Source organism: Actinomyces oris (genome assembly GCF_006546825.1).
Classification (GTDB): domain Bacteria; phylum Actinomycetota; class Actinomycetes; order Actinomycetales; family Actinomycetaceae; genus Actinomyces; species Actinomyces oris.
In genome coordinates this window covers 307,776-331,526 of record NZ_VICC01000006.1, presented here as the reverse complement: position 1 = coordinate 331,526, position 23,751 = coordinate 307,776, and the positions used below count along the sequence as shown (strand labels likewise).

Genomic DNA, 23,751 nt, shown 5'->3' with positions numbered 1-23,751 from the left:
GACATGACGTGCTTATGAGACGTCCGGAACCGGTGCGAGGCTCGTATGCGATTGGTTAGGCAGCAGGGGGGTCGGCGGGTAACAATACTAGTGGGTTGCGCTCACGCGACCCGGACCTCCGCAACCGTCTGCCAGGGCGGCCGAGAGGGGCAGCCAGATCTCCCATCGGGAACGGTATGAGCACCATTCTCTTCCTCGTGATCGTTGTCGTCGTGACGGCCCTCGTCTTCGACTTCACGAACGGTTTCCACGACTCGTCCAATGCGATGGCGACGTCGGTGGCGACAGGCGCCTTCACACCCAGAAGAGCGGTTCTGGTCGCCGCCGTGCTCAACGTCATCGGCGCCTGCCTGTCGACCGAGGTCTCCAAGACGATCTCGCACGGGATGTTTGACGACACGGTGATCGAGTCGGCGCCGGCCATGATCTTCGCTGGTCTGGCCGGCGCCATCCTGTGGAACCTGGCGACCTGGTTGTTCGGGTTGCCGTCGTCGTCGTCCCACGCGCTGTTCGGAGGACTCATCGGAGCGGTCGTGGTGGCAGCCGGGGTCCAAGGAGTCCACTGGGGCACTGTGATCTCCAAGATCATCCTGCCCGCCGTCATCGCACCGGTCGTGGCCGGGCTGGCGGCAGCGCTGGCCACGGCACTGGCCTACCGCATCGCGCACCCGACCAACCCGTACTCCGAGAGGCTCTTCCGCAACAGCCAGCGGGTCACCGCATCGCTGGTGGCGCTGTCTCATGGCACGTCTGATGGTCAGAAGACCATGGGGGTCATCACGCTGGTGCTGGTGGCCGGCGGCTACCAGGAGGCCGGTACCGGGCCCCACTGGTGGGTCATTGCGGCAGCGGGCCTCGCCATCGGCCTGGGCACCTACTCGGGCGGGTGGCGCATCATGCGCACCATGGGGCGTGGGCTGGTGCATGTCGAGGCTCCGCAGGGCTTCGCCTCCGAGACCGCCTCGACGGTGGCGATCCTGGCTTCCTCCCATCTGGGGTTTGCGCTGTCCACCACCCACATCTGCACCGGGTCGATCCTGGGCTCCGGGATCGGCCGGGGAACCAATGTGTCCTGGAGGACCGCCGGCAAGATGGGGATCGCCTGGCTGGTGACGCTTCCGTGCTCAGGCCTGGTGGGGGCCGCCACGTCCTATGTCGCGGTCAAGGGCGGTGTGCCGGGCACGATCGCGGTCATCTGCCTGCTCATCCTGGGAGCCCTGGCCATCATTCGGCAGGCGAGCCACAACCGGGTGGATTTCTCCAACGTCAATGACGCCTCCGAGGTCGTCGTCGTCAAGCAGAATCCGGAGCTGGGACGTGAGCCGCGGACGCTGGACGAGGTGCGTTCCGAGATCGTCAATGGCGTGACGGACCAGGACAGTACGCATCGGATGACGACAGGATCCATGGCATGACCGGTATGGCGATCGACTGGGGATCACTGGGGCTGGTGGCGTCCGTGACGGTGCTGGGCACCGCCTTCATCCTCACCATCTGCTCGTTGGCGGCCCGCATGCTGGCCACCGTGCACGCCAAGCACGAGGCCGGCGAGGTCGAAGGGGTGCGTCTGGCTCAGGTCCTGGCGGGCGTCTTCATCGTTATTGCTGCCGTGATCGCGTTATTCGGTCTGTGGCTCATCGTCCCGTACTTCCACTGAGAACCACCTCGGCGCACGACAGTGGTCCTGCTAACATCCCTTCGTGACTGAGGATCTCAAACGCCTGGCCCAGGATGCAATCGCCGCATCCGCAGCGGCTGATGACCCGGACTATCCCTGCTTCCACGTCGTCCCGCCGGTGGGCCGACTCAACGATCCCAACGGACTGCTCATCGACGGCGACACATACCACGCCTTCTACCAGCTCAGTCCCTTCCACCCCCACCGCAAGCTGGTCTACTGGGGACACTCCTCCTCGACGGACCTGCTGCACTGGCGCCACCACGCGCCCGCCATCATCCCGGACTCCTCCTACGACCGCAGCGGTGCCTACTCCGGTAACGCGATCGTGCTGGAGGGCCATGAGGTCGATGCCGCCCCTGCTCGGGCTCCGTTCCAGCTGTTCTACACCGGGAACCTCAAGGACCCGGTGACCGACGAGCGCACCGCCAGCCAGTGCCTGGTGACTAGCGGCGACCTGACCGACTTCGCCAAGTGGCCCGGAAATCCGCTCATTCCCGCCCACGCCGAGGGCTACACGACCCACTACCGTGACCCGCAGGTCTTCCGGGATCCTGACCGGCCGGGGGAGTACCGAATGCTCATCGGGGTCCAGCGCGCCGATGAGACCGGCGCCGCAGTCCTGTACCGCTCCCGGGACCTGGTCTCTTGGGAGCTGGAGGGCGAGCTGAGCTTCCCTGGAGCGGGAGGCGCCTTCGATGCCTTCGGGTACATGTGGGAGTGCCCCGGCCTGGTGCGGCTGAAGGATGAGGACACCGGTGAGGACTGGGACGTCCTCATCTGGTGCCCGCAGGGCATCACCCCCGAGCGGGAGGGCTTTGAGAACATCTTCCCCTGCGTCTACACGGCGGGACACCTGGTGGGCACTGAGCTGCGAGACACCGGCGGGGTCTTCTACGAGGTTGACCGGGGTTTCGAGTTCTACGCCCCTCAGGTCTTCGCCCGGCGGTCCTCCGAGCCGGGGCCGGTGCTGCTGACCGGGTGGGCGGGCAACGCCTCTGAGGACGATCAGCCCTCCATCGAGACTGGGCAGTGGGTCCACGCCCTGACCATGCCTCGGATGCTGAGTCTCAAAGCAGGCCGACTCATCCAGCGCCCCGCCGCCTCACTGCCGTATGACGCCGGGGAACCGGCTCTCGTGGGGGAGAGACTGAAGGCGGGCCTCCACGAGGTCGATGAGCTCAGCGGGCATCGCAGCTGGCAGCTGCGCCTGGAGGCAGACACCGAGCACACCGCCGGGCTGTGGGGGCTGCGGATCGGATCGGATGACTCGCACGTGGACATCACCCTGGATGGGCAGGTGCTGCGAGTGGACCGCACCACCTCCCGCTACGCCCAGCACGGATCGGTGCGCAGCGTGACGCTTCCTGAAGGGTGTGCGCCGGTGCTGGAGGTCATTCACGACCGATCACTGACCGAGGTTTTCGTCGGTGATGGGGCATTGGTCCTCACGCTGCGCAGCTTCGTCGCCATCGACAGCTCGGGAGTACGGCTGATGGTGGACAGGGACCTCGCGTTGACGGCTGGCAGCACGAGGACATTCACACCGTCCTGAGCCCTCCCCAACCTGGCGTCATGATGGGGGTGAAGGGCTCCTGAGCAGGGCGAAGACAGGGAATTGACCAGGGCCTTCTCTCCGGTTGCAGGGTGCTCTAACTCACTGTAATGTGACAATCGATTGACACAGGTGTGGCCGCCGGGAGTCAGCGACGTTCCCGACCAATGGGTTTCCCAGCCCGCCCAGTTCTCGCGGTCCCATCACGAGAAAGGAACCCCGGGTGGCAATGGATCACGCCCGCGTGGCGAAGGACGTCCTGACGTACGTCGGTGGCGCTGACAACATCAACGCAGCAGCGCACTGCGCGACCCGCCTGCGTCTTGTCCTCAATGACATGGACAAGGTCGACCAGAAGGCTCTCGACAAGGACCCCGACCTCAAGGGAACCTTCATCGCTGGCGGCATGTTCCAGATCATCGTCGGGCCGGGAGACGTCGACCTCGTCTTCTCCGAGATGATCCACACCGGAGGCGTCAAGGAGGTCTCCAAGGACGAGGCCAAGGAGCAGGCCGCTAAGAGCGGTAACCCGCTGTCCCGTTTCATCAAGGCTATCGCGGATATCTTCGTCCCGCTGCTACCGGCCCTTGTCGCCGGCGGTCTCATGATGGCGATTCATAATGTCCTCACGGCCGATTTCTTCACTGCGTCCTCCTTCGTCACGTCGGACAACCCCACTGGTGCCTACGGACTCGTCGACCGGTTCTCATGGCTTGCCGACTACGACGACGTCATCAACCTCGTATCCTCGGCAGCCTTCGCCTTCCTGCCGGTGCTCGTCGGCTTCTCCGCAGTCAAACGCTTCGGTGGCAACGTCTACCTGGGTGCGGCCATGGGGGCCGCCATGGTGTCCACCCAGCTGACCAGTGCCTACGAGATCGAGACGGCTCGACAGGCCGGCACTATTGAGGTCTGGCACCTCTTTGGGCTGACCGTGGACAAGATCGGTTACCAGGCCATGGTCATCCCTGTCCTGTGCGTGTCATGGTTGCTGGCATACATCGAGAAATGGCTCCACAAGCGCCTGTCGGGAACTGCCGACTTCCTGCTGACCCCGCTCATCACGCTGCTGGTGACCGGCTTCCTCACCTTCGTCGTCGTGGGCCCTCTGGCACGTGAGCTCTCCGACGGCATTACCAACGGCTTGAGCTGGCTGTACACGACCGCCGGACCCCTGGGCGGCTTTCTCTTCGGCATGGTCTACTCGCCGATCGTGGTGACCGGATTGCACCAGTCCTTCCCGGCCGTGGAGCTGCCTCTCATCGCACAGATGAGCAGCGGCGGTCCCGGCTCCTTCATCTTCCCGATCGCCTCCATGGCCAATGTCGCCCAGGGCGCTGTGACCCTGGCGGTCTTCCTCCTGACCAAGGACTCCAAGATGAAGGGTCTGGCTGGTGCTGGTGGTGTCTCCGCGATCGTTGGTATCACCGAGCCCGCCATTTTCGGTGTCAACCTGCGCCTGCGTTGGCCGTTCTTCATTGGGATGGGTGTGGCCTCCCTCGGGGGTGCCGCCGTCGCCCTGCTCGATATCCACAACCAGGCTCTGGGCGCCGCCGGATTCGTTGGTTTCGTCTCGATCGTTCCCGACGACATTGTCAAGTACCTCATCCTCGAGGTTATCGTCTTCTTCGCCGCTTTCGGCGCCGCCTTCGCCTACGGCACTACTCGAGGAAAGGCATCTCTGGCCGGCGATGACGTCGACGCCGATGAGGCCGCCCTGGAGGCCGAGGCCATGGCCGAGCACGCCGAGACCGTCGAGCTGCCCGCTGAGGCCACTGAGGACTTCACCGTCACCGCTCCGATCCAGGGACGTGCGATCCCGCTGTCCGAGGTGGAGGACCAGACCTTCGCCTCAGGCATGCTCGGTCCGGGCATGGCCATTGCACCCGCCGAGGGGCCGGTTGTCTCCCCGGTCGACGGCGAGGTCCTCGTGGCCTTCCCGACCGGTCACGCCTATGGCCTACGATCCGCCAGCGGAGTCGAGCTGCTCATTCACGTCGGCATGGACACCGTCCAGCTCGAGGGCAAGCACTTCAGCCCCAAGGTCAAGGCCGGCGACAAGGTTCTGCGGGGCATGCCGCTGGTGGACGTCGACTGGGCCGCCGTCGGAGCCGCCGGCTACCAGACCGTCACCCCGATCGTCGTTTCCAACGCCCAGGGCTACGAGGGGATCGAGGAGCACGGTGCTGGAACGATTCACCGAGGCGATGCGCTCTTCGACGTCGTGCGCAAGGCCGATGACTCCGGTGCCGACAAGACGGATGTTCAGGCCGACGCCGCTCAGGCCAAAGCCTGATCCAGTCAAGGATCGTCCGTGATTCGGATGCTCGTGGGCCCCGACCATGCAGGCCGGGGCCCACGAGCATCGTCAACGGATCACTAGGCGGTACGGCCGGGCAGTAACTTCACCGGCATGGGGGAGGGAACCTGCAGGTCCTCCACCCCGGGACCACCCGACTGCGTGCTCTGCGTGGAGACCGCGGTGGCCGAGTCGATCCGCTTCAGGAGCAGGTCGGCTGCCGCCCGTGCCAGCTTGGTGATGGGTTGCTGGATCGTGGTCAGCGCCGGCAGGGCATGCCGCATGGCGACCGTTCCGTCGAAGCCGATCACCTTGAAGTCGTCCGGAATCCGCAGGTCGCGCTCGGCAGCCCACTCCATCACTTGCGCGGCAGCCAGATCGTCGGTCGCGAAGACCGCGTCAACGTCGTCGACCACGAGGTCGAGCCGTTCTCGGATGAGACGGGGGCGCTCACTGTTGGGTGTGTTGAAGTCGACAGTCAAGACCACCGGCTCGATGCCCGCCTGCTGGAGCACCTGACGGTACCCCTTCTCCCTCAGGTTGTGGATTCCAGTGCGAGACGTCAGCAGGGCCGGACGACGCGCCCCCCGTTTGAGCAGGTGCTCGGCGGCGAGCCGACCGCCGGCCTCGTTGTCGCAGCGGACATTGGGGACGATGGGGGAGAGGTCCCGATCCACACTGACCAAGGGCAGGTGAATCGAGCTGTAGTCGGCAAGACCGTCATTGTGGGCGCTGGAGATGATGCCATCGACCCGGTGGGAGACGAGCAGGTCGAGGTACTCGCGCTCCCGATCCGCCTTGCCCATCGAGTTGCAGACGAAGGTCCGGTAGCCGCGCTCTGCGAGGAAGTCCTCGACATGCTCGGTCAGCTCGCCGAAGAAAGGCAGGGCAACGGTGGGTACGATCAGCCCGATTGAATGCGTCGACTTGCCGTGCAGTGCTCGGGCGATCTGATTGGGGCGGTAGTTGAGCTGAGCGATCGCCTCAGCCACCCGCTCCCGCGTCTCTTGGGAGAGGTAGCCGCGGTTGTTGAGTACGCGGGAGACTGTCGTCAGCGAGACGCCTGCAGCCTGGGCGACATCGGCCAGTGTGGGTTCGCGGTGTGACTCCACGAGTGGGTCCTCGAGCTCCTTCAGTCGGTCACGGTGAGTGCGATCTGCTGCCAAGCATATGCCTCGAGGGGGTCATTACCCAACTGACCTGCGTAAACGTGAGTGGAAGTGTTACGAGCCGGGCAGGATTTCGGCGTAGAAGGCGATCATGGCGCGAGCCATCCGGGCGTGTCCGGCGTCGTCGGGGTGGATCTGGTCGATGGCCAGGCGGTCCTCGTCACCGTTGATGGCCGTGCTCAAGGCATCGGTCGAGGTCAGACCCAGGGACGTGGCCTTCTCGTGCACGAGACGGCGGATGGCCTGGAAACGCGGACCGACCTCCAGGGAGGGGAAGTAGGGGGCGATGATGACCGGCGCGCCCCGCAGGCGTGTGGAGATGAAGCTGAGGTCATGGTCGATCGCCTGCTCGACCAGCTCACGCTGAGAGGGGAGGAAGGCGGCATCGTTCAGGCCCAGGCTGATCGTGACGATGTCGGGCTCGCAACGCAGGACCGCTTCCAGCCAGGTGGTGTCACGGCACGACGGTGAGCGTTGCCCGCCGGGCAGGTGGCCCCCACGTCGTGCGAAGAAGCCCAGGCCGTCCGCCGCCAGGTTCACTTCCCGCCACCGCTGATGCTCACACACGAGCGAGGTCCAGCGATTACGAGGATGGCTCAGGGCTCGCCAACCGGTGGTGATGGAGTCACCGAGGAAGACAGCAGTGGGGAAGTGGTCGGAGTGCGGGATCGTGGACACGGCTACCGACTGTAGTTCTCCATGCCGGGAGGAGCCAGCGCTGCTCAGCGGTCATCGCGTGAACCGCTCTGGCCCTCGCTGTCCTTGGGTGCGTCCTGTTCGGTCAGGACACCGTCGTGCATCGCCAGGACCCGATCGCATACGGGAAGCAGCCGCTCGTCATGAGTGACCATCACCGTGGCCTTGCCCAGCTCGTGGGTCTGGTCCGCAAGCAGATGAGCGACGTCCTGAGCCCGTCGGGTGTCCAGGGAGGCGGTGGGCTCATCGGCCAGGATGATGTCCGGGTCGTGGTAGAGCGCCACCGCGATGGCGGCGCGCTGACGCTCGCCCCCGGAGAGCTCCGAGGGGTAGGCGTGGGCGCGCTTCGTGATGCCGAGTGAGTCCAGCAGATGATCCCGTCGGTCGGTGTCGCCCTGCGTTCGTGCCGCTCGGTCGTGCAGGCTGAACTGGTCGTTGAGCCTGAGGAAGGGAACCAGCCCCGAGGCCTGGAGGACGAAGCCGATGTGCCGAAGTCGGAGCCTGGCCCGCTGCTTCTCCGGCAGGCTGGAGAAGGGCTGACCGGAGATCGTCACGGTGCCACTCGAGGGAGTGCGCAGGCCGCCCATGATGGTCAGGAGCGTGGACTTCCCGGAGCCTGAGGGGCCCAGGATCCCCACCAGCTCGCCAGCGCGCAGCGTGAGGTCCGTGCTGCGCAGGGCGTGAACGGTCTCATCGCCCTGACGGTAGTCGCGGGTCACCGTCTCCAGGGACATGACCGGAGTTGCCGCTCCACTTGCTGCTGCTGATGCGGTCATGAGATGGCCTCCACGGGATCGATGCGGGAGATGACCCGGACGGAGATGAAGCCTCCGATGACGGAGATGGCGATGAATGCCGTGACGATGAGCAGGTCCAGGGGAGCGGAAATCCTGAAGGGCACGGCGCGGGGGAGGACCAGGGACGTCGCCATCGTCAGAAGCAGGCCGATGCCGATGCCGGCTACCGACAGCACGAGGGTCTGGGCGCATCCGGAGCGGATAAGGTAGCCGGTGGGGACGCCGCGAGCTTTGAGGATGCCCAGGACTGGTCTCTTCTGCAGCGTCAGCACGTAGATGAAGATGCCCAGAACCGTGGAGGCGATGATGATGAGTGAGCCGATCATGAGGCTGAAGGTGAGTACCTGGGCCGAGTAGCCGGGGAGCGTGCGAACGAGCTCCTCGGTGGTGAGGATCGTCAGTCCTGCGTCCTTGGCGGACTGCGTGGCCTTGCTGTCGGTGGTCAGGTCGGAGGTGAAGACGACGGCGGAGACGGCTGGGGACAGGCTGGTGGGGCCGTGCTGGCGCAAGGCCTGGCTGTCCATGGTCACCACGGGAGCCGCCTGGAAGGTGGTGTCATGGGTGAATCCGACAACGGTCCAGTCGTGGTCAGAGCCCAGCAGTCGAATCGTGTCACCAACCGCGAGTCCCTTGGCCTTCAGCGAGTCGTCGACGAGGACTTCGCTATCGGGGGCAGAGATCGTCCGCCCGTCGGCCACAGGCGGACTGAGCTGTCCGTCCAGATCGATTCCGAAGGCGAAGACATCCTCACGCAGCGCCTCGCCGTCCTCGTCCTTGACGTCTGGCGCCTGGGCAACAGCGGCCGTGCTCATCAGGGCAGAGGCTGTGGTTCCGTTGTCCTTGGCCAGGGCCGTGGCCGCTTCCAGCTGCTTGTCGCTCAGACGGGAGGCGGAGAGGTTCTCGTTGGAGGTGTCCGTGACGGCGACGCTGGCGGTGTTCCAGCCGTCGATGCCGGCGCGGTAACGGTGGGCGAGGCCCACAGCCAAGGAGGCCAAGAAAAATGTGAGGTAGGCCACCAGGGTGATGACGGAGATGATGAGCGTGAAGCGCACGGGTTCGTGGCGGATCTCGCGCAGCGCGAGGAACATGGGGCTCCCTGAGGAGTGGTCGGCAGCGGGCCGGCTGGCGCACTCCGTGAAGGCTACATGCCGCGAGAGGTTCGCAAGGTCGAGGGTTCAGGGGGAGCGCTCGCCTTAGGGGCGGCGACCAGGCAGGACGCCGCCCAGTTCCTACCGCGTGTCGCGGGAGAGTGTCGCTCCTGCACGAATGACATAATGTACATTATCGGCGTTCGGCGAGTGGGGCTTGTTCTCAGGAGCGCTGTGCGCGGCATCGGGTCCGGGACATCCGGTCGGCGGCGACGTCCATCAGTCCGGCACAATTGTGCGTGTGACTGGAAGGGCTGCTGGAAACAACCCCGCCGATGCGCATGACGTCATCCGTGTCGTCGGGGCTCGTGAGAACAACTTGCGCAGTGTCGACGTCGTCATCCCCAAGCGCAGGCTGACGGTCTTCACCGGCGTGTCGGGCTCGGGCAAGAGCTCGCTCGTCTTCGCCACGATCGCCACTGAGTCGCGCCGTCTGGTCAATGAGACCTACCCGGCTTTCGTGCAGGGCTTCATGGACGCCGGCGCACGTCCCGACGTCGACCGTCTGGAAGGACTGACGCCGGCGATCGTCGTGGACCAGGAACGCCTGGGATCCAATCCGCGCTCAACGCTCGGTACTGTCAGCGACGTCGGAGCCCTCCTGAGGGTCCTGTACTCGACGCACGGCGTGCCACACATCGGCTCACCTCAGGCCTTCGCCTTCAACGTCCCGTCCGTCACCGGTGGTGGTGCGCTCACCACGCAGCGCGGCAGTCGCAAGATCGTCGAGCGCAAGACATTCACCGTTCAGGGCGGGATGTGCCCGGATTGTGAAGGCATGGGTCAGGTCTCAGACATCGATCTGACGCAAGTGCTCGATGAGACGCTCTCCTTGAATGACGGCGCCATCACCGTCCCAGGATACGCAGCCGGTGGCTGGCAGGTGCGCAGCTTCACCGAATCCGGTCTCTTTCCGGCAGATGTTCCGGTAGCCGCCTTCACGCCCCAGCAAAGAGATGATCTACTCTACAAGGAGCCCACGAAGATCAAGGTCGGCGGCATCAATGTGACCTACGAGGGGCTCGTTCTCAGAATTCGACGGTCGATCCTGTCCAAGGAACCACAGGCACTGCAGCCTCATATTCGTGCCTTCGTGGAACGGGCCGTCGTGTTCGGAACCTGCCCGCAGTGTCATGGAACCCGCCTGTCCGAACCCGCCCGCAGCTGTTTGATCGACGGTAAATCCATTGCTGATGCCTGTGCCATGCAGATCTCGGATCTGGCGCAGTGGATCACTCGTCTTCAAGGGACTCTGACCGGTGCCGCTCCCCTGCTGGATAATCTGAAGGACATGCTGGACGCCTTCGTGCTCATTGGGCTGGGCTATCTGTCACTGGACCGCCCGGCCTCCACGCTCTCGGGCGGTGAGGCCCAGCGCACCAAGCTCGTGCGCCACCTGGGCTCGGCCCTCACCGATGTCACCTACGTCTTCGATGAGCCCAGCATCGGTCTGCACCCGCACGACCTCCACCAGATGAATGAGCTGCTGCTGTCACTGAGGGACAAAGGAAACACCGTGCTCGTCATCGAGCACAAACCCGAGACGATGTCGATCGCCGACCACGTGGTGGATCTGGGGCCGGGAGCGGGAACCCGAGGAGGCCGGATCTGTTTCGAGGGAACGGTCGAGCAGCTGCGCGGCTCTGACACTCTTACCGGACGCCACCTAGCGGACCGGATGCGAATCAAGAAAAGCCACCGCTCCCCCACGGGAAGAATCGAGATTCGCGGCGCCAGAACGAACAATCTTCACGACGTCGATGTCGATATTCCCCTGGGAGTTCTCAGCGTCATCACTGGAGTGGCCGGATCCGGCAAGTCGAGCCTCATCCACGGCCACCTCTCCCCCATCGATGGCGTGGTGACGGTCGACCAGGCACCGATCAAAGGCTCCAGGCGCTCGAATGCCGCCACCTACACCGGACTGCTCGACCCTGTTCGCAAGGCCTTTGCCACAGCCAATAAGGACAAGGGTGCGAAACCCGCGCACTTCTCGGCCAACTCAGACGGGGCCTGCCCGGTGTGCGGCGGAACGGGAATCATTGAGACGCAACTGGGCTTCATGGAGACCGTGGAGTCCCGATGCCAGGCCTGTGACGGGCGGCGTTTCAGGGACGAGGTGCTCGCCTACCAGCTTCGCTGGATTCAGCATCGCCGATGTCTTGGACATGAGTGTCGAGGCGGCGCTGGCCTTCTTCTCCCAGGGCGAGGCTCGTCTCCCCGCGGCAGCCAGGATCCTGTCACAACTGACGAATGTGGGGCTCGGTTACCTCCACCTCGGCCAGGCCCTGACCACCTTGTCCGGTGGTGAGCGTCAGCGGCTCAAGCTCGCCGTCCAACTGAGCCAGGAAGGCCGCATCATCGTGCTCGATGAGCCGACCGTCGGACTGCACCCGGCCGACATCGAGGCCATGCTGACGCTCCTGGATCGCCTCGTGGACGGCGGCCGCACCGTCGTCGTCATTGAACATCACCAGGCCGTGATGGCGCACGCCGACTGGATTCTTGATCTGGGACCCGGAGCCGGTCACGACGGTGGCCGCGTCGTGTTCACCGGAACACCGGCGCAGATGGTGGCGGAGCGAAGCACACTGACGGGCCAGTACCTCGCCCGGTACGTCGAGGAGGAGAACAACCATGCCCCCATGTGAGGCTCGGGTTCATGGACATGCCGAGGTGGCACGTACCTACCGAATCCGTCCGGCGACGATGGCGGACTCCCCCGCGATCCGCCGGATCCGTAACGCCGCCGTGCGGGAGTCTCTGGCCATCTGGACCAGCATCGAGCAGGACCACGCCGAGGCCGAGGCCTGGCTGGCCCCCATGGTGCAGCGGGGAACGGCTCTCGTCGCTCACGTCAGCGGTAAGCCGCAGGACGTCGTCGGCTTCGCGGTGGCCGGTCCCTGGCACTCCTACGAGGGCTACGCCCGCACCGTTGAGGACTCGATCTACCTTTGCCCTGCGGCGCAGGGCAAAGGTCTTGGTGCCAGGCTCCTCGCCGCCCTCATCGAGGCCTCACGGCGGGCCGGGGACCGCACGATGATCGCTCTCATCGAGGCGGGTCACGCGACCTCGGTGCGCCTGCACGAGCGCTATGGTTTCACCACTGTCGGCACTGTCCCGCAGGCCGGCGAGAAGCATGGTCAGATCCTCGACCTGACCCTCATGAGCCGTTGCCTGAAAGGACCCACCATGTGCTGTCACCAGATCAAGCCCGCCGACAGCGACAGCCACCGACGGGTCGATGCCGACCAGTCCATCGAGCTTCAGCCCGAGGAACCCGCCGTCCTCCAGTGGCAGGTCAGCACCACCGATGACCTTGTGGCGCACCTGCTGAGCCTTGTCGGCACGCCCCAGGGACGGCCGGCGATCATCGCCGTCGACGGGAGGGGCGGATCGGGCAAGACCACGCTCACCACGGCGCTGGCCGCAGCCGTCCCCGGCGCGCAAGCCTTTCACCTGGACGACCTCATCTGGAACGAGCCGCTCTATGACTGGGACCAGCTGTACGTCGACACCCTGACTCAGCTGCGTCGGGCCGGCAGCCTCGACCTGGTCCCGGACAAGTGGCGCGAGCACGGCCGTGAGGGCTCCATCCGGATCCCAGCCGGCTCTCCCCTGGTCCTCGTCGAGGGGACCGGGGCGGGTCTGGCCGCAGTGCGCAGCCTCATTGACGCGCACGTATGGGTTCAGACCGGTGACGACGTGGCCGAGCGCCGCGGCATCAAGCGGGACATCGCTGAGGGAGTCAACGGCGACGCCGAGGAGTCGGTGCGTTTCTGGCACTGGTGGATGGCCGGCGAGCGCCTCTTCTTCGCCAAGGACCGTCCCTGGCGGCGCGCAGACGTCATCGTCTCCGGTGACGCCCCGGCCGGCGTGGAGCCAGGAGAGATCGCCTGGACTCCGGGGCCGCTCCTGGCCGGCTGAAGCCCGACTCTTCGCCGCTCAGGGCGGGGCCGTCAGTCCCCCAGCGCGGTCCCCACGGCGCGAGCGGCCTGGATCCACTCGTGGTCGGCCGGAACGAACTTGGTACGTCCGGCCACCTCCTTGAGCGGCACCAGCTCCGTGCCGTGACCGCGGTCGGCGACCATGACTCCGAAGTGGCCCTCCGCAATCGCGTTGGCTCCGGCCACGCCCAGGCGCGTGCCCAACAGACGATCCGCTCCGCAGGGCGAGCCGCCGCGCTGGACGTATCCCAGGATGGACACGCGCGCCTCCAGCCCGGTCAGGCTCTCCAGCTGCTCGGCCAGGGTGAAGGTGTTGGCGCGGTGAGAGGCCTCCAGACGCTTGACGCCCCGCTTGGCCATCGCCTTGCGCTCGGGACTGGAAGCGTCCTTGACCAGGGCGCGGGCGTGCTCCAGCTCGGCATGATCCGTCACTGACAGCGCCCCCTCGGCCACGGCCACCACGGAGAAGGACGACCCGTGGGAGCGGCGCCGCTCAATCTTGTCCGCGATCGCGTCCACCGAGTACGGAATCTCCGGCAGCAGAATGACATCCGCCCCACCTGCGATGCCGGCGCCCAGGGCCAGCCATCCGGCCCGGTGCCCCATGATCTCGGTGAGGATGATGCGGTGGTGGGAGTGCGCCGTCGAGTGCAGGCGGTCCACGGCCTGGGTGGCGATCTCCAGGGCTGTCGCGAAGCCGAAGGAGGAGTCGGTGTGGACGATGTCGTTGTCGATGGTCTTGGGCAGGTGGATGACGTTCAGGCCAGCATCCATGAGGCGTTTGGCGTTCTTCGCGGTCCCGCCCCCGCCGAGGCAGACCAGGGCGTCGATCCCGTCCTTCTCACAGTTGTCCACGATGGTGGGCACCATGTCCCGGGGCTCGCCGTCCACCATCATGCGATGCACCTTGTCCCGGCTGGTTCCCAACATGGTTCCGCCGGTGGTGAGGATCCCGGACAGGGCGGCGGGGTCGAGCTCGGTGAAGCGGTTCTCGGCCAGGCCGCGCATGCCGTCCCGGAAGCCGATGAGCTCCCAGCCGTGCTGCTGGATCGCCGCCTTTCCGAAACCTCGGATCGCCGCGTTGAGTCCCGGGGCGTCGCCGCCCGCCGTGAGAATGCCGATGCGCTGAGCCATGAAGCCAAGTATGCCGGTCCCCGCTGGTCCGCACAGGCTGTAGGCGCCGGTTCCGCTGATTCCGGCGATGCGAGGCAGGCTGGTCGCTGAAACGGATCGACGACACCGCGTTAGACGCCAACCGGTATCATCACTACCCTGATCGCGTCGATGCCGGGGGAACCCGGCGGGAGCCCATCAGAACCGGGACACCACGAGAGACGAGCCACAAGGAGACCACAAGCATGGCAGACCGCGCACTGCGAGGCATGACCATTGGCGCGAAGTCGATGGAGTCGGAGGACGGCGTCGAGTTCGCCGAGCGGATGATCGTCAGCTACGAGTGCCCGATGGCGCACGTCACCAGGATCCCGATGTCCACCGAGGCCGAGGTGCCTCCCACCTGGGAGTGCCCCGAGTGCGGCCAGCTCGCCGCCCGGCGCGGCGAGGACGAGCCCGAGCCCGACGAGCCCAAGAAGACCCCGCGCACCCACTGGGACATGCTCCTGGAGCGCCGCAAGGTCGATGAGCTCGAGGTTCTCCTCAACGAGCGCCTCGAGGCGCTGCGCAGCGGTGAGGTCTACCGCGAGCGGGTCAGCGGCTGAAAGCCGTCAGGAGCGCTTCTGCCGCGATGAGCTCGTCGGACGCTGTTGCTGGTACCCGGCGGCGGCCCGACGGCGCTTGTCGCGGGCAGCGCGCAGCCTGCTTCCGGCGACCTTGGCCGCATCGAGCAGCTGGCCGGAGCGCTTGGCGACACCCCAGCGGGTCACCAGGGACAGTTCCTCGGTGAAGATACCTCCCGAGAGCTTGGACTGCCCGGCCTCCCGCTCCAGGAAGGTGATCGGCATCTCCACGATGCGGCCGCCGATCTCGTCAACCAGCTTGGTCATGTTGACCTGGAACCCGTAGCCGAGGGCCTCGACCTTCCCGAGGTCCATGCGACGCAGGATCGAGGCGCGGAAGACCCGGAAGCCCGCGGTGGCATCCTTGACGCGCAGCCCCAGCATGGCGTTGATGTAGAGGTTCCCGGCCTTGGACAGGGCCACACGTTTGGCATCCCAGCCCTCGGTGGCGCCGCCGGAAACCCACCGCGAGCCGATGACGAGGTCCGGCTCGTCGGCCATCTCAGCGCGCTGAATGAGCAGGGCTAGGTCCTCGGCGCGGTGGGAGCCGTCGGCATCCATCTCCACGATGAGCTCGTAGCCGGCGGCCAGTGCCCAGGAGAACCCGGCGAGGTAGGCCGGGCCCAGCCCGTTCTTCTCCGAGCGGTGCAGGACATGGATGTGGGAGTCCTCGTCGGCACGGGTGTCGGCGTAGTCTCCGGTGCCGTCGGGGGAACCGTCGTCGACGACGAGAATGTCGGCCTCAGGAGCGTGCTCGCGGACCCGGTCCAGTGCCGTGGGCAGGGACTCGATCTCGTTGTAGGTGGGTATGACGACGAGTGCCTTCACTTCTGTCTCCAAGGTTGGGGTCGTGTGGCGCCGAGGCTAGTGGCGGCGCCCTGAGGTTATCTGAGATCAGTGACGACGCCGGCGATCTCCGGCCGCAGCCGCTGCCTTCCGCCCTGAGCGCAGCCGGCTCAGGATACCGGCTCCCACCAGTAGCCCTGCACCGGTGAGGAGGATGATGCCGGGGGCGGCACCGAGCCGGTCGGCGACGGTTTGCGAGCTGCGCAGCGGAACGTCGGCCACGAGGCTCGCCTGGGTGTAGGGCCGGGTGACCTGCTCGACCTCACCGCGGGGGTTGATGATCGCGGTGTAGCCGACGGTGGAGGCCTGGATGACGCTGCGGCCGTGGACCACCGCCTGGACACGGCCCTGGGCGAGCTGCTGGGCCGCCTCGCCGGAGTCGAGGAAAGAGGCGTTGTTCGTCGGGATGATGATCGCCTGCCCGCCCTGTTCGACGCCGGTGCGCAGGGCGTCGTCGTAGGCGACCTCGAAGCAGATGCCCATGGCGAAGGTGACGTCCCGGCCCTGGGTGACGGCCGGAACCGTCAGCGTGCTGGGACCGGTGCCGGGCAGCATGTCGATGCCGACCCGGTCGACCTGGGTGGTCAGGCGACGTACCAGGGAGCGGGAGGGGATGTACTCCGCGAAGGGCACGGGCCGGTGCTTGCGGTAGTAGGGATGAGCCGTCTTGCCCGAGACGTCTCCGGGATTCCAGATGAGGACGTCGTTGTAGCGGATGTCGCCGACAACAGGAACCGCGCCCACGAGCACCGGCGCCTGGGCCGCCTGGGCGGCCTCATCGACGATGCTCGCCGAGGCCGGGTAGTCGCGAGGGTCCAGGTCCGCGGAGTTCTCCGGCCAGATGACCATGTCGAGGCTGCCGGGGCCCACGTCGGCGGCCAGCTGCTTGGTCGCCTTGGCGTGGTTACCGGTCACCTCCAGGGCCCGGTTGAAGGCGTCCTCGAAGTCGGTGGCCACATTGCCCTGGACGGCTCCGACCCGGACGGTACCGTTCTCAGCACGCGTCTCCAGGGGCAGTGTCCGGGGCGCAACGAGCACAGCCGCCGCGATTGCTGCGCAGGCGAGGACCGGCATCGCGCGGCGCTCATAGATGGAGCGAGCTGCATGGGCGATGCATGCGGCCGCCAGTGCCACCAGCAGGCCCACCCCGGCGCTGCCGACATAGGCCGCCGCCGGCAGGACAGGGGCATCCGCCATGGCGAAGGCCAGGCGCCCGAAGGGGAAACCGCCCAGCGGCCACACCGAGCGCAGCTCCTCCATCCCGGACCACAGCAGGGCGAAGAAGAGCACGTCGGCCGCGCCGGCCGGCACACGCCGCGTGAGCCGCCCCCGTCGGGCAGCACCCTGGAGCAGTGGCAGGCGGCTCACCAGGGACCATGCCCCGCCGAGTGCGGCGAGGTAGAGGGACTCGAAGAGCGTCAGCGCGATCCAGCCGATCGGGTTGCCCATGCCCACCATCGTGAAGTGCAGCAGTGGAGTGAACAGGCCGAAGCCGTAGAGCAGTCCCAGACCGGTGCCCGCCCAGAAGCGGCGTCCCCGAATGAGGAGCATGAAGGCCCCGACCCCGATGAGGGCCGACCACCACAGGTTCACCGGGGGGAAGGCGGCGTAGGTGGCCAGCCCCGCCAGCAGCGCCACCACCGCCGGGGCTGATCGACGAAGCCAGCTGGGGGACTGAGATAGCATCCGGGAGGGCAACCGAGAGGGCACTGTCACGCGGTGAAGCATACGGGTACGTTGATAGTTAACCTTTGTGACGGCGGGCCAGAGCGTGATGCACGGGCCGCCAGGCCAGGGCCAGCAGGGTGCCGATGACGGCTCCGATGAGGCAGGACATGGCTGTTCCGGTGATCCAGGACAGGATCGGGTTGTGGGTGAGTTCCTCGGCCCACTCGATGGCGTGGTGCAGCGGGTGGAAACCGACCTTGGCGAGGTTGGCCGCCAGGATGTGGCCGCCGACCCACAGCATCGCCACGGTCCCGATGATCCCGATGCCGCGGAAGAGCGCCGGAGCCGAGGTCACGATCGCGCGGCCCAGGGAGCGGATGGTGCCGGTGCGGCCCTGCCCGGCCAGGTGCGCCCCGGCGTCGTCGAGCTTGATGAGGGCCGCCACCAGGCCGTAGACGGCGAAGGTGATGAGCAGGGCGATGAGGACCAGCACGATGATGCGCCGCATGGAGGACTCCCCCTCCACTTCGGCCAGGGCCAGCAGCATGATCTCGGTGGACAGGACGAAGTCCGTGGTGATGGCCTGACGGATGATCTGCGCCTCGTTGACCGGGCCGGTCTCCTCCTTGGCGTGAGCAGCACCGCCGAAGCGCTCCAGGATCTTCTCCCCGCCCTCGAAGCACAGGTAGGCGCCGCCGACGATGAGCGCCACCGGCAGGAGCCACGGAGCCACGGCGGTCAGCAGCAGACCGATCGGCAGGATGATGAGGAGCTTGTTGCGCAGCGAGCCCAGCGTGATCTTCTTGATGATCGGCAGCTCCCGGTCCGGGGTGATGCCGGTGACGTACTGGGGGGTGGTGGCGACGTCGTCGACGGCGGCCGCCGAGACCTTCGCCGAGGTCTTGACAGCCATGGAGGCCGTGTCGTCAACAGTGGACAGCGTCAGCTTGGCGAGCGTGGCGATGTCGTCGAGAAGGGCGAAGAAGCCTGACATAGGGGCATGAGTCCTGTCGTCCGGAGTATCGGCTGGAACGAGACTACTAGCCGCCGCATCACACGGCCGACCAGCTCACCACTCCCCTATTGAGATCCAGGGAGGCCTCGGCGGCGCGCATCGACAGGTCGGTGACCGCCCTGGCCTGCTCGGGGATGGCATCCGGTGGCGGTGAGAGGCTCGCGATCTGCCCGACGACGTCGAGCAGCTGCTTGCACCAGCGCACGAAGTCCCCGGCCGTCAGCTCCGTGGCGTCCAGGATGTCCGCCAGCTGCGCGCCGTCGCACCAGGCCTGGACGGCCCCTGCCAGTGCCGGCTCCGCGCCCGAGGAGGCCTCGATGCGGGCCAGGGACTCCAGGTCGTGGATTCGGTGCGAGACCCCCAGCTGTGCGCGCAGGCACTGGCCGAGCCTGGAGCCGGGCGCCACGGGCAGCCCGATCGACTGTGCGCTCAGTCGTGGCTCATAGACGCAGGCACTCAGTGCCCCGGCCAGCTCCGCGGCGCTGAGGTCCCCGAAGACTCCCGTGCGCAGGCACTCGGCGATGAGCAGGTCCCGTTCGGCGTAGATCCGGGCCAGGACCTTGCCGGCACCGGTGACCCGCAGCTCGCGCTCCGGGTGGCCCCGGTCCACAGGGTGCAGATAGCCCAGTTCGAGCAGGACCTCGCAGACGGCGTCGAAGAGGCGGGCGATGGTGCCGGTGCGGGTCTCGATGCGCCGTTGAAGGCGCTCGGCCTCGGCCTTGGCCCTGGACCACTTGCGGCCCACCCGGGCGTGTTCCTCCCGGTCGGGGCAGCCATGGCAGGGGTGGGAGCGCATCTCGTGGCGCAGTCGCTCGAGGTTCTCGATCGCGCTGTCTCGGCGGGCCTGGGCGCGGCTGGAGCGGGTGCGCGTGCGCTTACCGCTCCCTTCCAGGTCCCCGGCACGCAGTGCGTCGACCAGACGCTGAACGAGCCGGTCCCGGTCCCGGGGCCGGTGCGGGTCCACCGAGTCCGCCACCCGCAGCGCGCCCACGCGCATGACCCCGTCCGGTGCCGTGTCCGGGGTCAGGGCGACGACTCGCGCATCCTCCCCCAGCACCGTGATGGTGGGGGTTCCAGTCCGGTCGGCACCGACTTGAAGGACGATGCCGTGGCGGCGGCGTCGCCCCTTGCGGAAGACGATGACGTCACCGCGTCCCAGTGAGCTCATGGTCCGTCCCGTCTCGCTGCGGCGCGCCGCGGACTTGTCCCGCGACAGGTCCGCCTCGGCGTCGGCAATGGCCTGGCGCAAGGAGGCGTACTCGCGGAAGTCGCCCAGACGGCACGTCATGTCCTTCTCCAGGCCCTCCAGGCTGCGGCGCTTGCGGCGAGCCTGAGCGGCCAGCTCCACGACCCCGCGGTCGGCCTGGAACTGGGCGAAGGACTGCTCGAGCACCTCACGCACCCGCATCCGCGGCATGCGCTCAAGCAGGTTGACGGCCATGTTGTAGGTCGGACGGAAAGCGGAGACCAGCGGGTAGGTGCGCCGGGAGGCCAGCGAGGAGACCGTGGCCGGCTCGACGTCGTCAGCCGCCAGCACGACGGCGTGGCCCTCCACGTCGATGCCACGTCGCCCGGCCCGCCCCGTCAGCTGGGTGTACTCCCCCGGGCTGAGGGTGACGTGGGCCGAGCCGTTCCACTTGCGCAGCGACTCCAGGACCACGGTGCGGGCGGGCATGTTGATCCCCAGCGCCAGGGTCTCGGTGGCGTAGACGACCTTGACCAGGCCCGCGCTGAAGAGCTCCTCCACCGTCTCCTTGAACACCGGCAGCAGTCCCGCGTGGTGGGCCGCGACGCCGCGCTCCAGGGCGTGGGCCCAGAAGTGGAAGCCGAGGACCCCCAGGTCGCCGGCGGGGATGTCAGCCGTGCGCCGCTCGATGACCTCCCGGATTCGGGCCGCCTCGGCCTCGGTGGTCAGGTCCACCCCGGCGCTGACCACCTGGTGGACGGCCTGCTCACAGCCCGCCCGAGAGAAGACGAAGACGATCGCGGGCAGCAGGCGCGCCCCCTCCAGGGCCGTGACGACCTGCAGTCGTGAGGGCGGCTTCAACCTTGCCGTGCGGGCTCCCCCCTCGCCACGGCGAGGCGCCCGTCCCCCTCGGGCGGAGCGCTTCCAGGGCTGCGGTCCCCTGGCCGAACCGCCACCGCGGCCACGGTAGCTGTTCTTGGAGGCGCCACCGGAGGCGGCGGCACGCCTGGCCTGCTTGACGGCCTTAAGCAGTTCGGGGTTGAGCGGGGGCTGCCCCGTCTGCAACGGCTGCCGCTCCAGCTCGGTCTGCTCGGTCTGCTCGGACTGCTCAGGTATCTCTGCGGGGTGGGAGTACAGCGGCAGCAGCCGGCGTCCGACCATCATGTGCTGAGTCAGTGGGACGGGGCGTTCCTCGGAGACGACGACGGCGGTCCTGCCGCGCACCTGGCCGAGCCAGTCGCCGAATTCCTCGGCGTTGGAGACCGTGGCAGACAGGGAGATCACCTGGACCTCGGCGGGCAGGTGGATGATGACCTCCTCCCACACCGGCCCGCGGAAGCGGTCGGCCAGGTAGTGGACCTCGTCCATGACCACGAAGCCCAGCCGGTCCAGGTCACGCGAGCCCGAGTAGAGCATGTTGCGCAGCACCTCGGTGGTCATGACCACCACGTCCGCGTGGGGGTTGACGGAGGTGTCACCGGTCAGCAGCCCCACCCGTTCCTGACCGTGCCGGGCCACGAGGTCCAGGTACTTCTGGTTGCTCAGCGCCTTGATGGGGGCGGTGTAGAAGGTCTTGAGCCCCCGGACCAGGCCCAGGTACACGGCGAACTCCCCCACCACCGTCTTGCCGGCGCCTGTCGGGGCGGCGACCAGGACACCCTCTCCCCTCTCGACGGCTCCGCAGGCCTCCTCCTGGAAAGGGTCGAGGGGGAAGTCGTAGCCCTGGGCGAAGCGGGCGAGCTCACTGCTGGAGGCGGCCTGTCGACGACGAGATGCGGCATAGCGCTCGGCTGGTGAGCTCATGGCAACACCCTACGGGCCCGATCGGCCCGGAGCTGGTAGGAGCAGCCGGACGGCGTCGGGAACGGCCTCAAGGCGCAGGGGCAGCTCGGCCAGCGGCTCACCGTCGGCGAAGGGGTGAGGAGGCGGGCGCAGGCCCCGATCACGGCCGGTTCGCTCAGCGAGCGCCTCAATGGTGACGGTGCAGCTGCGCTCCACGTGGACGGCCGGGTCGGTCAGGTGCGTGCCGCGGAAGAGCCGGCGGAAGAGGGCGAGCAGGTGGGTGCGGCCCACGGGATCCAGGCGCAGCACCTCCAGCAGGCCATCGGCGGGGTCCGCCTGGGGCGCCAGGTCCATGCCTCCGCCGACGTAACGGGTGTTGGCCACCGCCAGCAGGAGCGCCGGCCCCTCCCAGGTGCCCTCGTCGGTGGTGACCCGGTATCCGTAGGGAGCCAGCGTCGCGAGCTCGGCGGTGAAGGCGCGCACGTAACGTCCCTCACGGGCCGGCCAGGAGAGGGTGTTGGCGCGGGCGTTGACGGCGGCGTCCACCCCGGCACTGACCACGGCCAGGGACCAGCGACGCTGCGGGGCGAGCAGGGTGCCGTCGGGGCGGGAGGCGTAGATGGCGTCCACCGCAGTGATGGAGCCCTTCCCGGACAGCGCCTGGTTGATGAGGCGAGCGGAGGCCTCCGCGTCCCGGCTGGGCAGACCGAAGTGCCTGGCGATGTCGTTACCGGTGCCGGTGGCCACGATGCCCAGGGGCACACCCGTCGTGGCGACGATGTCCACCCCCAGGTGGACCATGCCGTCCCCGCCGACGACCACCAGTGCCTCAACGTTCCGGTGCGGCCCGTCCCCCAGGAGGGCCCGTCCTGCGTCACGCGCCTGCTCGTAGGAGCTGCCACGGACGTGAAGGACCTCGTGGCCGGCCCCGGTCAGGATCCGGCGGGCGACGTCGTCGGCGGCCGCATGACGGCCTCTTCCCGAAGAGGGGTTGGACAGCAGAGCGATACGCATCGAAGGAAAGGGCGGGACAAGTCAGGCAGGGACGGGGGTGAGCACCCGGCTACTCGGCCAGGGCGGCCTCGAGCTCAGCACGCTTCTTCTCCACCCGTTTGTCATGTGTGATGGAGATGAAGCAGGCCAGGAAGTACAGGCCAGTGACGGGCAGTGCCATGAAGATCATGGACCAGGGATCCGGCAGCGGGTTGGCGAAGGCCATGAAGGTGAAGATCGCGACAACCGCCCAGCGCCAGCCCTTGAGCATCGTCGAGCCCTTCATGAGCCCGAGCATATTGAGGGCGACGAGCAGCTCGGGCAGAAGGAAGGCGATCCCGAAGACGAGGACCAGTCGCATGACGAAGGCCAGGTAGACGCCTGCGTTGATAAGTCCCGCTGTAGGACCGGAGGGGATGAAGCTGGTGAGAATGGCGACCGCATGCGGCATGATCCACATTCCCAGAGCCGCACCTGCGGAGAAGAGCAGCAGTCCTACAACACCGTAGGCCCAGGTGTAGGCCTTCTCCTTGCGAGTCATGCCCGGTCCCACGAAGGCCCAGAACTCGTACATCCACAGTGGCGCGGAGAACAGGACGCCGAGCCAGATCGACACCTTGAGCCTCATGTCGAAGGAGGCCAGGATCGTGTCGAAGTTCAATGTGAGGTTGGCGCCTCGGGCATTAGCGGCCTCGATCGGTCGGGTGATGAGTGAGAAGGCCTGTTCGTAGAGCACATAGCCCACGACCGACATGACCAGAATGCCCAGGGCCGAGATGAAGAGCCGGTTGCGCAGCTCGCGCAGGTGGTCCCCGATGGACATACGCGCCTCGGGGTTGTCCCTGCGCCTCGATCGCTTGATCCGAGGGAGCTTGGGCACCACGGCCTCCTTCGTCTCCAGGTCACCGGCTCCGGCCGGATGACGTCACTTCTGGGAAGAGCCCTCGGTGCTCTGAGCGGTCTGACCGGACTGGGTGGGCTCGGTGTAGTAGGTGCCCTCCTGAGGCTGCTGGATCTGAGCGGCGGGCTTCTTGTCGTCGTCCTCGTCGCGCAGCTCCTTGATCTCCTTCTTGAAGACCTTCATGGACTGACCCACACTCTTCGCGATATCGGGAAGTCTGCCGGAACCGAAGACAACCAGTACAAGGACAAGCAGAACGATCATGTGCCAGACTTGAAAACGCATGGTGCTACTCCTAGGTGGTCGAGGCTATCGATACGGGCTGAGTGTAGCCT

Annotated in this window: 20 protein-coding genes; 8 read left to right on the top strand and 12 right to left on the bottom strand. The window is 67.0% G+C overall.

The annotated features are described in order from the left end of the window. Positions 1-176: 176 nt before the first annotated feature. The 4 genes from FK267_RS08860 to FK267_RS08845 all read left to right on the top strand — a co-directional run bounded on the left by FK267_RS08860 (position 177) and on the right by FK267_RS08845 (position 5,529). Positions 177-1,415: an inorganic phosphate transporter gene (locus tag FK267_RS08860; protein ID WP_075379550.1), complete on the top strand. Its 1,239-nt coding sequence runs from the start codon at positions 177-179 to the stop codon at positions 1,413-1,415. Then, positions 1,412-1,657 carry a hypothetical protein gene (locus FK267_RS08855; protein ID WP_081379429.1) on the top strand — a complete coding sequence of 82 codons (246 nt, stop codon included), beginning with the start codon at positions 1,412-1,414 and terminating at the stop codon, positions 1,655-1,657. Before FK267_RS08860 ends, FK267_RS08855 begins: the two co-directional genes overlap by 4 nt. Positions 1,658-1,700: 43 nt before the next feature. Continuing rightward, positions 1,701-3,233: a glycoside hydrolase family 32 protein gene (locus tag FK267_RS08850; protein ID WP_075379549.1), complete on the top strand. Its 1,533-nt coding sequence runs from the start codon at positions 1,701-1,703 to the stop codon at positions 3,231-3,233. A gap of 229 nt (positions 3,234-3,462) precedes the next feature. After that, complete coding sequence (locus tag FK267_RS08845; protein WP_178389516.1) at positions 3,463-5,529, top strand: PTS sucrose transporter subunit IIABC; 2,067 nt, start codon at positions 3,463-3,465, stop codon at positions 5,527-5,529. A gap of 83 nt (positions 5,530-5,612) precedes the next feature. Here the strand turns inward: FK267_RS08845 and FK267_RS08840 are convergent, their stop codons facing one another. The 4 genes from FK267_RS08840 to FK267_RS08825 form a co-directional block, all read right to left on the bottom strand. Then, the gene (locus tag FK267_RS08840; protein WP_075379547.1) at positions 5,613-6,644 is read right to left on the bottom strand and encodes a LacI family DNA-binding transcriptional regulator; all 1,032 of its coding nucleotides are present in this window, start codon (positions 6,642-6,644) and stop codon (positions 5,613-5,615) included. A 111-nt stretch (positions 6,645-6,755) separates the two neighbouring features. Further along, on the bottom strand, positions 6,756-7,379 hold the full coding sequence (locus FK267_RS08835; RefSeq protein WP_075379546.1) for an SGNH/GDSL hydrolase family protein: 624 nt from the start codon (positions 7,377-7,379) through the stop codon (positions 6,756-6,758). A 44-nt stretch (positions 7,380-7,423) separates the two neighbouring features. Further along, a complete protein-coding gene (locus FK267_RS08830) occupies positions 7,424-8,173 on the bottom strand; it encodes an ABC transporter ATP-binding protein (protein ID WP_075379545.1) in 750 nt (249 codons plus the stop codon). Beyond that, positions 8,170-9,282 (bottom strand): ABC transporter permease, encoded by a 1,113-nt coding sequence (locus FK267_RS08825; protein ID WP_075379544.1) that lies wholly within the window; start codon positions 9,280-9,282, stop codon positions 8,170-8,172. Before FK267_RS08825 ends, FK267_RS08830 begins: the two co-directional genes overlap by 4 nt. Before the next feature lie 301 nt (positions 9,283-9,583). On the opposite strand from FK267_RS08825, the gene FK267_RS08820 reads away from it, so the two are divergent. From FK267_RS08820 to FK267_RS08815, 3 genes are read left to right on the top strand one after another with little or no spacing between them, the layout of a single operon-like run. After that, positions 9,584-11,653 carry an excinuclease ABC subunit UvrA gene (locus FK267_RS08820; RefSeq protein ID WP_249039343.1) on the top strand — a complete coding sequence of 690 codons (2,070 nt, stop codon included), beginning with the start codon at positions 9,584-9,586 and terminating at the stop codon, positions 11,651-11,653. Beyond that, positions 11,598-11,993 carry an ATP-binding cassette domain-containing protein gene (locus tag FK267_RS13850; protein WP_232622584.1) on the top strand — a complete coding sequence of 132 codons (396 nt, stop codon included), beginning with the start codon at positions 11,598-11,600 and terminating at the stop codon, positions 11,991-11,993. The genes FK267_RS08820 and FK267_RS13850 overlap by 56 nt, the downstream gene beginning before the upstream one ends. A gap of 25 nt (positions 11,994-12,018) precedes the next feature. Further along, entirely contained in the window at positions 12,019-13,269 is a 1,251-nt protein-coding gene (locus tag FK267_RS08815; RefSeq protein WP_232622583.1) for a GNAT family N-acetyltransferase, read from the top strand. 32 nt (positions 13,270-13,301) lie between these two features. Here FK267_RS08815 and FK267_RS08810 read toward each other — a convergent pair whose 3' ends face one another. Next, complete coding sequence (locus FK267_RS08810; RefSeq protein WP_141406963.1) at positions 13,302-14,423, bottom strand: 6-phosphofructokinase; 1,122 nt, start codon at positions 14,421-14,423, stop codon at positions 13,302-13,304. A gap of 224 nt (positions 14,424-14,647) precedes the next feature. Between FK267_RS08810 and FK267_RS08805 the strand changes: the two genes are divergently transcribed. Further along, complete coding sequence (locus FK267_RS08805; RefSeq protein WP_010615210.1) at positions 14,648-15,007, top strand: RNA polymerase-binding protein RbpA; 360 nt, start codon at positions 14,648-14,650, stop codon at positions 15,005-15,007. A gap of 6 nt (positions 15,008-15,013) precedes the next feature. On the opposite strand, the gene FK267_RS08800 is transcribed toward FK267_RS08805, so the two are convergent. The 7 genes from FK267_RS08800 to tatA form a co-directional block, all read right to left on the bottom strand. Then, positions 15,014-15,853, bottom strand: coding sequence for a polyprenol monophosphomannose synthase (locus FK267_RS08800; protein WP_009406341.1), 840 nt, complete (start codon positions 15,851-15,853; stop codon positions 15,014-15,016). Between the two features lie 66 nt (positions 15,854-15,919). After that, positions 15,920-17,557: an apolipoprotein N-acyltransferase gene (gene lnt, locus FK267_RS08795; RefSeq protein WP_141407182.1), complete on the bottom strand. Its 1,638-nt coding sequence runs from the start codon at positions 17,555-17,557 to the stop codon at positions 15,920-15,922. Positions 17,558-17,615: 58 nt separating this feature from the next. Next, positions 17,616-18,533 carry a DUF808 domain-containing protein gene (locus FK267_RS08790; protein ID WP_141406962.1) on the bottom strand — a complete coding sequence of 306 codons (918 nt, stop codon included), beginning with the start codon at positions 18,531-18,533 and terminating at the stop codon, positions 17,616-17,618. 58 nt (positions 18,534-18,591) lie between these two features. Then, positions 18,592-21,543 (bottom strand): DEAD/DEAH box helicase, encoded by a 2,952-nt coding sequence (locus FK267_RS08785; RefSeq protein ID WP_141406961.1) that lies wholly within the window; start codon positions 21,541-21,543, stop codon positions 18,592-18,594. A 9-nt stretch (positions 21,544-21,552) separates the two neighbouring features. Beyond that, complete coding sequence (locus FK267_RS08780) at positions 21,553-22,536, bottom strand: diacylglycerol/lipid kinase family protein (protein WP_010615216.1); 984 nt, start codon at positions 22,534-22,536, stop codon at positions 21,553-21,555. A 49-nt stretch (positions 22,537-22,585) separates the two neighbouring features. Next, positions 22,586-23,395 (bottom strand): twin-arginine translocase subunit TatC, encoded by an 810-nt coding sequence (gene tatC / locus FK267_RS08775; RefSeq protein ID WP_141406960.1) that lies wholly within the window; start codon positions 23,393-23,395, stop codon positions 22,586-22,588. Positions 23,396-23,440: 45 nt separating this feature from the next. Further along, positions 23,441-23,701, bottom strand: coding sequence for a Sec-independent protein translocase subunit TatA (gene tatA, locus FK267_RS08770; RefSeq protein ID WP_010615218.1), 261 nt, complete (start codon positions 23,699-23,701; stop codon positions 23,441-23,443). Between the last annotated feature and the right edge of the window lie 50 nt (positions 23,702-23,751).

What these genes read in the sequence shown, in the direction of transcription:
- FK267_RS08860 (WP_075379550.1), top strand. Translation starts at nt 177, where the DNA reads ATGAGCACCATTCTCTTCCTCGTGATCGTTGTCGTCGTGACGGCCCTC.
- FK267_RS08855 (WP_081379429.1), top strand. Translation starts at nt 1,412, where the DNA reads ATGACCGGTATGGCGATCGACTGGGGATCACTGGGGCTGGTGGCGTCC.
- FK267_RS08845 (WP_178389516.1), top strand. Translation starts at nt 3,463, where the DNA reads ATGGATCACGCCCGCGTGGCGAAGGACGTCCTGACGTACGTCGGTGGC.
- FK267_RS08830 (WP_075379545.1), bottom strand. Translation starts at nt 8,173, where the DNA reads ATGACCGCATCAGCAGCAGCAAGTGGAGCGGCAACTCCGGTCATGTCC.
- FK267_RS08825 (WP_075379544.1), bottom strand. Translation starts at nt 9,282, where the DNA reads ATGTTCCTCGCGCTGCGCGAGATCCGCCACGAACCCGTGCGCTTCACG.
- FK267_RS08810 (WP_141406963.1), bottom strand. Translation starts at nt 14,423, where the DNA reads ATGGCTCAGCGCATCGGCATTCTCACGGCGGGCGGCGACGCCCCGGGA.
- FK267_RS08805 (WP_010615210.1), top strand. Translation starts at nt 14,648, where the DNA reads ATGGCAGACCGCGCACTGCGAGGCATGACCATTGGCGCGAAGTCGATG.
- lnt (WP_141407182.1), bottom strand. Translation starts at nt 17,557, where the DNA reads ATGCTATCTCAGTCCCCCAGCTGGCTTCGTCGATCAGCCCCGGCGGTG.
- FK267_RS08790 (WP_141406962.1), bottom strand. Translation starts at nt 18,533, where the DNA reads ATGTCAGGCTTCTTCGCCCTTCTCGACGACATCGCCACGCTCGCCAAG.
- FK267_RS08785 (WP_141406961.1), bottom strand. Translation starts at nt 21,543, where the DNA reads ATGAGCTCACCAGCCGAGCGCTATGCCGCATCTCGTCGTCGACAGGCC.
- FK267_RS08780 (WP_010615216.1), bottom strand. Translation starts at nt 22,536, where the DNA reads ATGCGTATCGCTCTGCTGTCCAACCCCTCTTCGGGAAGAGGCCGTCAT.
- tatA (WP_010615218.1), bottom strand. Translation starts at nt 23,701, where the DNA reads ATGCGTTTTCAAGTCTGGCACATGATCGTTCTGCTTGTCCTTGTACTG.